This window comes from Nitrospiria bacterium (assembly GCA_036397255.1).
Classification (GTDB): domain Bacteria; phylum Nitrospirota; class Nitrospiria; order DASWJH01; family DASWJH01; genus DASWJH01.
In genome coordinates this window covers 26,076-37,532 of sequence record DASWJH010000005.1, presented here as the reverse complement: position 1 = coordinate 37,532, position 11,457 = coordinate 26,076, and the positions used below count along the sequence as shown (strand labels likewise).

The 11,457-nt window shown below is 45.6% G+C and carries 14 protein-coding genes and 1 pseudogene; 7 read left to right on the top strand and 8 right to left on the bottom strand.

The annotated features are described in order from the left end of the window. Positions 1–150 precede the first annotated feature (150 nt). Positions 151–1,461 (top strand): annotated as a pseudogene (locus tag VGB26_00830) (cobyrinate a,c-diamide synthase). A gap of 303 nt (positions 1,462–1,764) precedes the next feature. Here the strand turns inward: VGB26_00830 and VGB26_00825 are convergent. The 4 genes from VGB26_00825 to VGB26_00810 all read right to left on the bottom strand — a co-directional run bounded on the left by VGB26_00825 (position 1,765) and on the right by VGB26_00810 (position 3,405). Then, positions 1,765–2,160, bottom strand: coding sequence for a PIN domain-containing protein (locus tag VGB26_00825; protein ID HEX9756324.1), 396 nt, complete (start codon positions 2,158–2,160; stop codon positions 1,765–1,767). After that, on the bottom strand, positions 2,160–2,357 hold the full coding sequence (locus VGB26_00820) for a hypothetical protein (protein HEX9756323.1): 198 nt from the start codon (positions 2,355–2,357) through the stop codon (positions 2,160–2,162). Before VGB26_00820 ends, VGB26_00825 begins: the two co-directional genes overlap by 1 nt. A gap of 470 nt (positions 2,358–2,827) precedes the next feature. After that, a complete protein-coding gene (locus tag VGB26_00815; protein HEX9756322.1) occupies positions 2,828–3,112 on the bottom strand; it encodes a HigA family addiction module antitoxin in 285 nt (94 codons plus the stop codon). 14 nt (positions 3,113–3,126) lie between these two features. After that, positions 3,127–3,405, bottom strand: a complete 279-nt coding sequence (locus VGB26_00810) for a type II toxin-antitoxin system RelE/ParE family toxin (protein ID HEX9756321.1) — start codon at positions 3,403–3,405, stop codon at positions 3,127–3,129. A 473-nt stretch (positions 3,406–3,878) separates the two neighbouring features. Here VGB26_00810 and VGB26_00805 point away from each other — a divergent pair, with 473 nt between their 5' ends. From VGB26_00805 to VGB26_00795, 3 genes are all read left to right on the top strand, one after another. Further along, a complete protein-coding gene (locus VGB26_00805) occupies positions 3,879–4,070 on the top strand; it encodes a type II toxin-antitoxin system HicB family antitoxin (GenBank protein HEX9756320.1) in 192 nt (63 codons plus the stop codon). A gap of 862 nt (positions 4,071–4,932) precedes the next feature. After that, complete coding sequence (locus VGB26_00800) at positions 4,933–5,685, top strand: hypothetical protein (GenBank protein HEX9756319.1); 753 nt, start codon at positions 4,933–4,935, stop codon at positions 5,683–5,685. 269 nt (positions 5,686–5,954) lie between these two features. Further along, complete coding sequence (locus VGB26_00795; protein ID HEX9756318.1) at positions 5,955–7,460, top strand: hypothetical protein; 1,506 nt, start codon at positions 5,955–5,957, stop codon at positions 7,458–7,460. 43 nt (positions 7,461–7,503) lie between these two features. Here the strand turns inward: VGB26_00795 and VGB26_00790 are convergent, their stop codons facing one another. The 3 genes from VGB26_00790 to VGB26_00780 are packed head-to-tail and all read right to left on the bottom strand — an operon-like array spanning position 7,504 to position 8,121. Continuing rightward, on the bottom strand, positions 7,504–7,956 hold the full coding sequence (locus VGB26_00790; GenBank protein HEX9756317.1) for a type II toxin-antitoxin system HicB family antitoxin: 453 nt from the start codon (positions 7,954–7,956) through the stop codon (positions 7,504–7,506). Continuing rightward, positions 7,953–8,030, bottom strand: coding sequence for a hypothetical protein (locus tag VGB26_00785; GenBank protein HEX9756316.1), 78 nt, complete (start codon positions 8,028–8,030; stop codon positions 7,953–7,955). The genes VGB26_00790 and VGB26_00785 overlap by 4 nt, the downstream gene beginning before the upstream one ends. Positions 8,031–8,049: 19 nt before the next feature. After that, the gene (locus VGB26_00780; protein ID HEX9756315.1) at positions 8,050–8,121 is read right to left on the bottom strand and encodes a type II toxin-antitoxin system HicA family toxin; all 72 of its coding nucleotides are present in this window, start codon (positions 8,119–8,121) and stop codon (positions 8,050–8,052) included. A 327-nt stretch (positions 8,122–8,448) separates the two neighbouring features. Between VGB26_00780 and VGB26_00775 the strand changes: the two genes are divergently transcribed. Together VGB26_00775 and VGB26_00770 are read left to right on the top strand one after the other, a co-directional pair. After that, positions 8,449–8,811, top strand: coding sequence for a methyltransferase domain-containing protein (locus VGB26_00775; GenBank protein ID HEX9756314.1), 363 nt, complete (start codon positions 8,449–8,451; stop codon positions 8,809–8,811). Further along, positions 8,786–9,157 carry a hypothetical protein gene (locus VGB26_00770; GenBank protein ID HEX9756313.1) on the top strand — a complete coding sequence of 124 codons (372 nt, stop codon included), beginning with the start codon at positions 8,786–8,788 and terminating at the stop codon, positions 9,155–9,157. The genes VGB26_00775 and VGB26_00770 overlap by 26 nt, the downstream gene beginning before the upstream one ends. Positions 9,158–9,331: 174 nt before the next feature. Here VGB26_00770 and VGB26_00765 read toward each other — a convergent pair whose 3' ends face one another. After that, positions 9,332–9,766, bottom strand: coding sequence for a hypothetical protein (locus tag VGB26_00765; GenBank protein HEX9756312.1), 435 nt, complete (start codon positions 9,764–9,766; stop codon positions 9,332–9,334). A 540-nt stretch (positions 9,767–10,306) separates the two neighbouring features. Here VGB26_00765 and VGB26_00760 point away from each other — a divergent pair. Beyond that, positions 10,307–11,446 (top strand): efflux RND transporter periplasmic adaptor subunit, encoded by a 1,140-nt coding sequence (locus VGB26_00760; protein ID HEX9756311.1) that lies wholly within the window; start codon positions 10,307–10,309, stop codon positions 11,444–11,446. Positions 11,447–11,457: the final 11 nt, after the last annotated feature.

Genomic DNA, 11,457 nt, shown 5'->3' with positions numbered 1-11,457 from the left:
AAAAACTCTCGGATTTGTGGTACATTGACTTTGAGTTCCATCATGGCGTTTTCCTCCTGGGTTAGGGTTGCACACTTTATCTTGGTTGGAAAACGCCATTTTTTCAACCCTCAATTTCACACATAATACTTTACACTATCGGTTGCACTAGCGATTATGGCAGCCTTGAAGAAGAAGGGGTATATCGTCCAGCCCTTTAAGGTCGGGCCAGACTTCTTAGATCCCTTACATCATACCTGGATTACGGGGCGAGCATCTCGAAACTTAGATGGTTGGATGCTGAGTCAGGAAAATGTATTGAAAACCTTCCAATATGGGTGCCGTGGAGCGGATATCGCAATCATAGAAGGGATGATGGGGCTTTTTGATGGAAAAGATATAACCTCTGATTCAGCAAGTACGGCGGAAATCGCAAAATGGCTGGGAGCCCCCGTTTTATTGGTCGTAGATGGGTCCGGGTTGGCCAGAAGTCTTAAGGCTCTACTCCAGGGATTTAAAAATTTCGACAGGAGTTTGTCGCTTTCAGGAGTAATTTTTAATCGGGCAACAAATAAATCTCATCTTGATTGGTTAAAGGACATTGCTGTAGATGACTTACCGAGTTTTGGTGGGTTGCTAAATGATTTGAGGATTCAAATTCCCGAACGCCATTTGGGCCTCATTGGACCAGAATCAAAGGGCATTGAAGGGTTCAATATCAACGTCCTCATTCAAATGGCAGATTCTTTTATAAACTTAAAAGAAATTGTCAATGTCGCACAGTCTGTTCTCCCTCTGAAATCCATGATGGAAAATCAATATATTTACCAACCCCGATGCCGAATTGCTGTTGCTCGAGATGCGGCCTTTCATTTTTATTACCAGGATAACCTGGATTTATTACAAAAAGAGGGGGCTGAATTGGTTGAATTCTCCCCTGTTCATGATGAAGACCTTCCAAGGAATATTCACGGCATTTATATAGGTGGGGGCTATCCGGAATTGTTTCTTAAAGAATTGTCGGGGAATCAAGCGATGAAAACCGCCGTTCGGGATTTTGTAGAGGCAGGAGGACCGGTTTATGCGGAATGCGGCGGAATGATGTATGTAACCGACGAAATTCGGACGGTTTCAAATGAACGTTTTGAAATGGTTAGCGTGATTCCCGGATGTGTTCAAATGGAGCATAAACTATCCGCTCTCGGTTACATAGAGGTTGAGGCCACAGATGAAAATCCTTTTATGAAAAAAGGGGAAAGAGCAAGGGGGCATGAATTTCATTTTTCAACCTGGGAAAAAAGTCCACTGAAAAAAAGAAGGATAAAGGCAGGGTATTTGGTTCAAGGAAATGGAAACCCCAGGAAGGAGGGTTATATATATAAAAACCTGTTGGGCAGTTATATTCATTTACATTTTGGTTCCAATCCTGGAATAGCTAAATCATTTGTCGAACAGTGTGAGAAAAGGGAAAAAAAGTTTTAAAAAAGTGGTTCTAAAAAAGTTCACTCCCTTTCACTTTACCGACCACCACCGTGCCACCACTTTGTATAATCACCCTTTGTCACCGTTAGTATCCTCTCATTACCGTTGGCGGCTATTTTATTCGTAAACTTTGCCAAGACGAGGGTAGGGGTGAAGGTGTACAACCCGACCGCTTGTCCCGTAAGGATTCTTCTTCGAAGTCCAATCTTGTTTTGATTCGCTGGCCTTGCCAGCAAATCACTTTGTGATCAAACCTGTTTGCCATTAGGGAAAAGGGCCGTTTATGCGAAAAACGGTGGGGATTCAGGACTTACGAAATGGTTCGTAGACGATGTTGAGCTTGACCACCCGCTTGAAGTTTTTAAAATCGAGATCGCGCGTCACCAGCGTGGAACGGTGATCCAGACAGTTCTGGGTGATCAGGGTGTCTGCCAATTTTGCCTTGTGGCCACTTCGAAGCATTCTGTCTCTCAAAAGCCCGGCTCGAACCCAGAAGCCATCCAGAATTGGAAGCACCGGGATTTCAAGAATAACCTGTCGGACCTCGATGGGGAGATGTGGATCGCTGAGCAGTTCGGTGACCACAACGGGAGATAGAACGGCTACCTGATCCGAAAAGGCCCGGTCTACCAGATCCACATCGTTTCCGGTTCGGCCTTCCAAATAGGCGATCAGTGAGCTGGTATCGATACAGAGCATCAGTCTTTCCTGAGGGCCGATAATTTCACTGTGAATTTGACCTTGCCTTTCAACTCCCTGAGCCGGGCATAAGCGCCGCCTGCGGCGACGAGTTCGAGCCCGCGGCGAATCGTCGGTGTGATTCCTTCCCGGGTGGCCTTGGTGGCCCGGGCCAAGAGGTCTTCCGGGACCTCAACGGTCAGCTTTCTAGTCTTCATTGATGTTCTCCATGGATATGAGTACAAATCTGTCGATAGTTCTAATTTACCATATTCAACACCATATGTAAATATGGTATCAGACGGGAATATACGGATTATTGACGTGTGGATTGCGGGTACGATAAAAGGCGAGGGTAGGAAGTCGGGGCCGGGCCAAGGTAAAGGATTGAAATTTTTATGTAAGAATTAAAAAATGGCCCAAAAAATGGGCTTAAACGGATTTTTTGGGGTTAAAAAGAGTGTTATAAGGAATCGGTCTGTATCCAGGGCCAATCGACATTAAATTCCCCTGCTTCTTATAACAATCTTTTTAGGGACGAAAAAAGGTTTCTAAGACTCAAAAACGCCTGTATTTTGGATGTTTAACCTTTCATATCAAATTGTTAGCTTGGTCCGACCCCGACTCGGTATGAAATTACCCTTGGTCGATTTTGCCAAAGGCGGGTCTGGAGATAAAACATTAACTTTCAAGCCACCTCTAACCGTGTGACCTTGAGGCGTTTGTTTTTCTGTTTGGCCTGCCAAAGATCATATGCCGTTTGCATATTCAGCCAACTCTCGGCAGTCGTATTTGTTGCAAGGGCAAGTCTGATGGCCATGGTTGGGCTTACCCCAATGTGGCCGTTTAGCAACTGGGAAAGGGTCTTACGTGTTATGCCCAAGGCTTTTGCAGCGCGGGTCACGGATAGATCAAGGGGAAGAAGACATAATTCCTTTAGCGTTTCACCCGGATGGGGGGGATTATGCATCATTGGTTAAACCTCCTTCAATGGTAATCCACGTAATCGACGTTCCAGGCAGCGTGTTGGTAGAACTCGAATATCACACGCCAATTTCCGCTTACCTCAACCGTCCAATAACCTTTCAATTTTCCCGTAAGCTTATGCAGTCTGAGACCCGGAAGATCCATGTCTTGGGGTTCGTGAGCAGCATCGAGACGGCCGAGAATTAAACGCAACCTTTTTTCGTGTGCAATGGTGATTCCCCCTTTACCACCAGTCAGGAAGAACTTTTCAAGACCTTTATGCCGAAAGGAACGAATCACATAAAGGAATGTAACATATTACGTAACAGGTGTCAATCGGTCTGAAAATGTTTCATTTTTTGCTTTCGCTGGCCTTGCCAGCAAATCATTTCGTGATCAAACCTGTCTGCCGCCCCCCTGCCGGAGAGGCAGGGCAGGCAGGTCCCGTTTCCCGCTCCAAGATCTGCTTCCGCAGATACTTATTAACCTATGACTTTTAACTTAAAAAAGTTAAAGGTTAATAGCCAAAAGTGAAGACGCAGCCTTTCTGGGCGCTCTGGGGGTTCGGAGGTCAATCTCCCTCCCTTTGTAAGGGAAGATTAAGGGAGGGTAGAAATTTTCTCTTCGCCTCACGCCTCACGCCTTACCCCTTACCACTCACGCAGTTTTAATGGGGGCTGGCCCCCTGGGGAGAGCAAGAATAATTTTCCGAGCGAGGGAGCGGGTGAAGATCCCGTTTCCTTTAATTGTTGAAAAAATTGAGGGAAAGAAAAATGGCCCTTTATCGCTATACGGTGGATATTCTTCCTGAGGAAAACGGAAAAGGATACTATGCATCGGTTCCGGCGCTTCCTGGATGTTTTTCTCAAGGTAAAACTATCGAAGAAACCAAAAAGAATATCCAAGCCGCGATTAAACTTCATATCAAAAGCTTTAAAGAAAGCGAAAGAGCCGATCCCAATTGAACCGGAAAATTCCTATAGAACGGCATTTGGCTTGTCTAGTTTTTTTTGTTTTTTTCGTTTTTCTTGTTTTTTTTCCCTTACGCCTTACGCTTCACCCCTGACGTTTTTTCCAAAGAACGCCTAAATCCTCCAACGTATTCTATTGGCCGTCATTCCCGAATGATTCTATCGGGAATCAAGATGAATTTCCCTTTTAATTCCTCCCACCTCGATGGGGGGAAGGTAGGTGGGGGGTGGATGATGTATCTTCCCCTCCCTCATTCCCGCCCCCCCCTCCGTCATTCCCGAATGATTTTATCGGGCCCGCCCGCCGGCAGGCAGGAATCCAGAATTATTTAAAAACCTCCCCTTTGTAAGGGGCCCTGCCCGCCCCGGCAGGCGGGGGCTGGTTGGATAGAAATTATTTTTTTCGCCTAGCCCTTTACTCTTTACCCTTTACCCTTCACGATTTTTCAAGGGTTTGCCTCCCCCCTCAAACCTCCAACGTATTCTATTGGCCGTCATTCCCGAATGATTCTATCGGGCCCGCCCGCCGGCAGGCAGGAATCCAGAGGTTTTATTATTTAGACCCTTGCCTCAAACCTCTAACCTCATTCCTCCAACGTTTTTCAAACAGAACCCCCCTAATAAATTACCTTGAGTTGTTTTAGGGATTTTAATATACTTTTGCGAAAATAAAAAAAATCATGAGGTTTATAAATGGGGATGGAAAAAGCCAATTTGCCAAGGCTGACACGAATATCCGAATACAAAATTTTAGGAAAAAATCTTAAAAATTCATACTAAAAGAATTATTTCTGTGGAAATCATCAAAAAACCTTTTATAGGAGATTTATTATAAAAACATTATTAGGCTGTAAAAGTGAAATTAAATAAAGCTATGGAACCAGGAACTCTAATAACAATATTCGGTTATATTATCATTGGCCTTGGAACGGTTGTTGGTGGAATCACGGTTTGGTATGGAAATAGGATAAATACAGAATTCCGAAATGACCTTTCATCTGAAGAATTAAAGAATGAATTTAAAGCAATTCTGACTGACAAGGAAAATAAAGAATTGGTTGGATTTGAGGGGGTTCAAATCCTTCAAGACCAAATATTTAACAACAATAGAGGATATATTAAAATCAAAATTCAAAAAAATTATTTAAATTCTAAGTTCTCCACACCGGTTACCTTGAAGAACTCAAATAGGGGGTTTCAACCCATCACGGTCATATGCGACAGTGACCCAGACCGTGGCCCTGGGTTTTTTGTTGTTTTGCCAGACAAAGAAGCTAGAACTGTTTTTTATTTCAGCGATTTTTTGAAATTTGAAAATTTGGGAGAGCTAATTTATATCGAGGATTTTGTTTTCGAGATATTTTTTAATAAATCCTCTTTCTATTTTTTAACAATTAGCGGGGCCATAAAGTTGGAACAGACACATCCCCATGGTACCCGTTTTCTTAATCCTTTTAGGATTGGTACAAATTTATTTGCAAGACCCTTTGATAATAAGAGTTATGAGGCTGCTTATAATATGTTTCCAGATCTGGCAAGTTTTTTTGGGAAAGACTATTCTGAAACCTTCCCAGATTTATACAAGGGGCCAAAGAAGAAAGGGTTGTAAAATTTATAAAAATACTTTCACCTTTTAAAAAAGTATTTCTTAAAGTCGAGGGGAAAGGTTTTGCTTATTGCTTTTTAAAAAAAAGAGGTCAAATCGCTGGTTGTCCATGGCGCATAAAGTTAGAGGTCAAAGATTGGACTAAAATAAACTGGATTCCCGCTTTTGCGGGAATGACTACTTTTTCAAAGAAAGTTCGAATCTCTCCTTGGTTCGTGTTGGGTTAAGGTTCTTAACCTCTTCCTTAAAAATTTCCAACTGCGGAGGGTGTTGTGCGAAACTTCATTTTAAAGCTAACGTTGCGGATACTTTTCGGTTTTACCCTGATCGGCATAATGTCCCAGTCCGCGTGTATGGTGAAGAACATCCCTCTTGAAAACGTCGTGATGTTTGATAAAAGGGGACGCCTGGTTGATCCGACGGATAACATGCTGGGCCTGAAAATTCCGGGATTCCGCTACTCGCCCATTGATGATCCCTCCCTTTACTTTGAACAGGTTACCACCGCTCTGAAGAACCATCCTAAGGACTCAAACGGAAAGCGAAAAGTTCTTTTCTATATCCACGGGGGGTTGAACACTCAAAAATCGACTCTTGAACGGGCCCGTGATTTGAGTCCCAAGATTTTAAAAGCGGGTTACTATCCGGTCTTTGTGAACTGGCAATCGTCTTTGCCTTCCAGCTACCTGAGTCATCTGCTCTGGGTGAGGCAGGGGAGGGATTGGGACTGGTGGCTGTCCCCATTGGGGCCTTTTTATTTAGGTGCCGATATCGCCCGGGGAGTGGTTCGCGCCCCGATGGTGTCATTGGCTCAGATTTATAACGATATGCTCACATTCCCTTTTTTGAAGCCCTACTATAATGAAATCTGCACGGCAAAGGCCCTTGAGAAGGAGTATCGGGAGGAGGGCGGTTCAGGGAATACATCGAACCCGGCCCTGGCGATTTCCTTTGGACCGGATCAGCGGACGAATGGTGAATTTGTGGACAGCCTTGGGACGTATATTCTGACCCTTCCTTTTAAATGGGTTCTGACACCTGTGGCTTTGGATACCTTTGGAACCAACTCATGGGAGATGATGAACCGGAATGCCCGAATGCTTTTCTATACGGAGGATGAATTTTTTAGGGGAACCCCCCGGACGGACCAATCGGGGGGGCTTTACCGGTTTATGAAAGCGTTAAAAGATACCGTGGATGAAAACCCGGAGGAATGGGAGATTACGCTGGTGGGCCACAGCATGGGAACCATCGTGATGAACGAAATCATACGAAGTTTCAGCTTGAACTTTGAAAATATCGTGTATATGGCTGGTGCGACGAGTGTCCGGGATTATCAGGACACGATTTTTCCGTATCTCAAGGCCCATCCTCAGACCCAGGTCTATCACCTGGTCCTGCATCCCCTTGCCGAAATCCGCGACCGTTGGGGAGACAAATATCTTTGGATCGATCCGCCCATGCGGGGATCACTGCTCGTCTGGATCGACCAGTTTCTTTCCCGTCCGGAAACCTCGTTGGATAAGACGGTGGGGAGGTTCAGTAATCTGATGAGGGCCGTTCATACTACACCGGGTTTAAGCGGCAACGCTCAGAGCACCTATGACTTCCGGTCCCAGATCCATATCAAGGTTTTCGGCGTTGGGAAAAATATGAAGGATTTGGCCCCCCAGCGGCATGGGGACTTCAATGATTTTGATTTTTGGGAGAAAGATTTCTGGAAACCGGATCAAACCAGCGATGATCTTTCAGATTACCAGTGCTTGAGTGTTCAATAAGAAAAGGATCAATTCTACGCCCGGGGTCGGACCAAGTGCAGGTTCATTTTCTTGAAACTTTCTTTTTTTCTTCGACTTTAATAATAAGGCGTTTCCCTAGTTTTCCCAGTACCTTTTGGAGGGTTTTAATTGTTGGGTTGGATAATTTTAAATTTTCAAGTTTCTGGTAGTTTTGGTAGGAATAGGCCAAAAGGCGGGCAGCCTTTTCTTGGGTTAAATTTTCTTGCTCTCGAATTAATCGGAGCATCAGAGGAATCTCAATGGAGGGTTCCGGTGTAATATAATAAATATTTTTTCCCTTCTTTTTTTTCTGAGGAGGAACCTTAAAACCTCGATCAAAAATAGACTCTAAATATCCTGAGAGTGCTTCTTCTGCGTTTTGTTTTGCTTCTTCCAATGTACGGCCAAATGTCACGCACCCGGGAAGATCCGGGAATTCCACCAAATAGTTTTTGTCTGCTTTGTCATATTTTATAATTGCTGGATAAGAGATCATTTTTTTAATCCTGTAAATTTTAAAATGTGGTTTAATGTTCCTTTCGCCAAATCGCTAGATCCATGAACTGGCACAACCACGGTTTTACTCCCCCTAGATCATAATGTGGTGGCTTCCTTTAACCCTGTCTAAGACCCACCCCTTTTCTTTAAGGACCTTTATCATCTGTTTTCCGGTCACAAATCAATATACAACTTAAAAGTTGTAATGTCAAATTATATTTTGAACCTTCAGGGGCCGTTTTCCGGTTGGGGCGGACCAAATTAAGAGATTGGAAATTTATTAAAAAATAATTAAAATAATACGTTCTCAATGGGTTTTTCGCCCAAGTTTTTTTAATCTAGACCACCGCCAAGAAAATTTTAGGAGGTCGATGCGATTGGAATATAAGAAGAGTAACCGATGAGTGATATTTATTTGCAAGAGCAGATTGCCGCCGCGTATGATAATCTTTTCGTTCCGGCTTTGTTCCTGGAATGACCTCCGCGTCTTTTGGAAGCGGCCAATATAAAACCGGGACAGCGGGTTCTGGATGTGGCGTGCGGGACCGGGGTCCTCGCCCGTGAAGCCTCCTTGCGGGTGGGTTCCTCAGGAGCTGTTTTTGGGCTGGACCTCAATCCGGGGATGCTACACATTGCAGAACGCCATGCTCCCTCAATCAAGTGGCGCCAGGGAAGGGCGGAGTCGCTTCCCTTTCCGGATCAATCCTTCGATACCGTAGTGAGTCAATTTGGTCTTATGTTTTTTACGGACCGTCCCCAAGCTCTTCGTGAAATGTTTCGGGTGTTGACCCCGGGAGGACATTTGGGCATTGCGGTTTGGGATTCCCTTGACCATACCTGGGTATGCGGCTGAAGTAGATTTACTGGAACGGATAGCAGGTTCTCCTGCAGCAAATGCTTTAGGGGCGCCCTTCGTTCTTGGGGATCCCCAGGAGCTGGCAGCTTTAGTTGAAAAAGCCGGTTTTTCCTCAGTCACGGTGACCACTCACCAAGGAACAGCCCGTTTTCCAAATGTTCGGGTAATGGTTGAGGCAGACCTGCGGGGATGGCTGCCCGTCATGGGGGTTCTGCCGACCGAGGAGCAGATCCAACAAATTTTGGAAGAAGCCGAAAAAGTCCTCCGGCCTTTTGTGGATGATCCGGGTGATGTCGTCTTTGATTCCCCCGCACACATAGTGACCGGAACCAGGCCAGCATAAGGGTTGGGTTTAAAATTAAATAAAAAAGGAAAAAGAATCAAATCTGCTCTTGGTCCATTGAGAGCAAGATCTCATTTAGGTCTTTAGGCTGGGTTCGGACCAAGGTAAGCAAAGACGGTGTCCAGAATTTACCGGCTATTCGAATAAACAACAATTTCCAAAACATCCTTGTTCTTAGCCGATCCAACCCTTTTTCTCAGCTTGCTTCGAATACCAGATCAAAAACGCAGCCACCACCAGCGGCATTAGAATCATCATGAAGATCTCGAAGGGGCTGAAAGCAAATTTTGAACCGGCCAGCCCGATGGTATGGATCATGGTTACTATCACCCCAAGCAACGATGCGATAAACAAATAGAACGCAGCCGACTTTCTGAGCAGAAGCAGAAGGCAGCCAATTGCACCGCCGAAAACGGCGATGGCAAAGCCACCGGTGCCCCATACCGGTCGGCCTTCGATGATGGCTCGGTGAGATTTGGGCATTGAACTGACCACGCCTGGATTCATCTTCCCGAAGAAATTTAGGAAGCCCATCACATTCCAGATCAGGGCCACCACCCCGATAGCCCAAAAACTACGGGGAATTCCACCCAAAGTTTTATCGTTCACCACATCCTCTATGACTTGTTAATCTTTTGCCCGTCGCGTTGGGTCAGCGAGACCCGCAAAAGATGGCGTCAAGAGTGGCCTTTGGATTTTTTTAACCTAGTTGTTCCAAAGCAACATTGTTATATACCTATTTGATTGTGTCAATGGTTTTTAACCAATCTAGGAAGGTGGGGAATGTTGCTTATTGTCCAAAGTGCAAATCGCCGATATGGGTTTATATGCCCAAGTTACAGACACGGAAGGCAATATGATAGCCCTGTAGCAGGACCTCAATAAACCGTACTCAATTAACCATCCATTACTTGTCTAAAATTCCCCCAAAATGATACCTTAAACGATTTGGCATTGGTAATTGACGTCAGTTTGAGAACTGAGGTAAACTTCAAATCTTGAGTCTACATGTATGACAATCGGAAAAGACCGGCTAAAAACATTGTATTTTCCAAACAACATCACAGCTTCAATGAGAAAAATGTAACCGTACATGCTTGATGCGCAGCGTTTTGAAATTTGACGATCGAACTGACCAAAAGGGAAAAAATGGGAAACAAAATTCGTTGGGTTGTCTTCGGTGTGATCATCGTTCTTTTGATTGCCGGCGGCATCGTTGGGATTAAGGTTCTCCAATTCAAGGCAATGGGTGTTGCCGCTTCCCAAATGGTGATACCACCGGAGCCGGTGAACGTCACCGAGGTTCGCGAAGAAATATGGCAGCCCCGCATTTCTTCGGTTGGAACCGTTAAGGCCGTTCAGGGAACCGTGGTCAGTGCCGAGGCCGAAGGAATTGTTCGCAAGATCACCTTCGAGCCGGGTTCCGTGGTGAAAGCCGGGGAGGTTCTGGTTCAACTTGATGTTGAAATCGAGAAAGCAGAGTTGCGTGCGGCCGAGGCAGCTGCCGAATTGGCCCTCATTTCTTTCCAACGCGCTCAGGACCTTATGGTCACCCGAAGTGTTTCCCAGACCCATTTCGATTCAGCCAACAACAACTTAAAGCAGGCCAATGCCCAATTGGAAAATATCCAAGCGGTTATATCTAAAAAGACCGTGCGAGCCCCATTTTCCGGGAAGCTTGGCATCCGACTGATCAGCGTTGGGCAATTTCTCGAAAAGGGGAATCCGGTGGTGTCGCTTTATTCCCTCGACCCGGTGTATGTTGAATTCTCATTGCCGCAACAGCGATTGCGTGATTTGGAAAAGGGCCTGAAAGTGGCCGTGTCGTCTGACTCCTTTCCCGAGGAGCCGTTCGAAGGCCAGATCACCGCTATTAACCCGGATATCGATCCCGAAACGAGAAACCTTCGTGTCCAAGCGACCCTGGACAATCCTAAAGGGCGAATGAGACCCGGTATGTTCGTCTCCGTTGATACCATTCTCGAAAGCTCCAGACGGGTACTGTTCATCCCCTCAACCGCGGTGCTCCACGCACCCTTCGGGGACTCCATCTTCGTTATTGAAGAAGGACAGGCAGGTCCGGACGGAGCGAAGCCTTTTGTTGTCCGGCAGCAGTTCGTGCGTCTTGGGGCGCGACAGGGTGATTTCGTCATTGTCACCGAAGGCCTCAAGATCGGTGAAAGAATCGTTTCCACGGGTACTTTCAAACTCCGGCCGGGGATGGCTGTGGTCATCGATAACACACTCGCCCCCCAATTTCATTTTTTCCCGAAACCAGGTAATACCTGACCGGACACTCC

Excerpts from the sequence above, each read along its gene's own strand:
- VGB26_00760 (HEX9756311.1), top strand. The coding sequence starts at position 10,307 with ATGGGAAACAAAATTCGTTGGGTTGTCTTCGGTGTGATCATCGTTCTT.
- VGB26_00790 (HEX9756317.1), bottom strand. The coding sequence starts at position 7,956 with ATGATCTCTTATCCAGCAATTATAAAATATGACAAAGCAGACAAAAAC.
- VGB26_00805 (HEX9756320.1), top strand. The coding sequence starts at position 3,879 with ATGGCCCTTTATCGCTATACGGTGGATATTCTTCCTGAGGAAAACGGA.
- VGB26_00820 (HEX9756323.1), bottom strand. The coding sequence starts at position 2,357 with ATGAAGACTAGAAAGCTGACCGTTGAGGTCCCGGAAGACCTCTTGGCC.
- VGB26_00815 (HEX9756322.1), bottom strand. The coding sequence starts at position 3,112 with ATGATGCATAATCCCCCCCATCCGGGTGAAACGCTAAAGGAATTATGT.
- VGB26_00825 (HEX9756324.1), bottom strand. The coding sequence starts at position 2,160 with ATGCTCTGTATCGATACCAGCTCACTGATCGCCTATTTGGAAGGCCGA.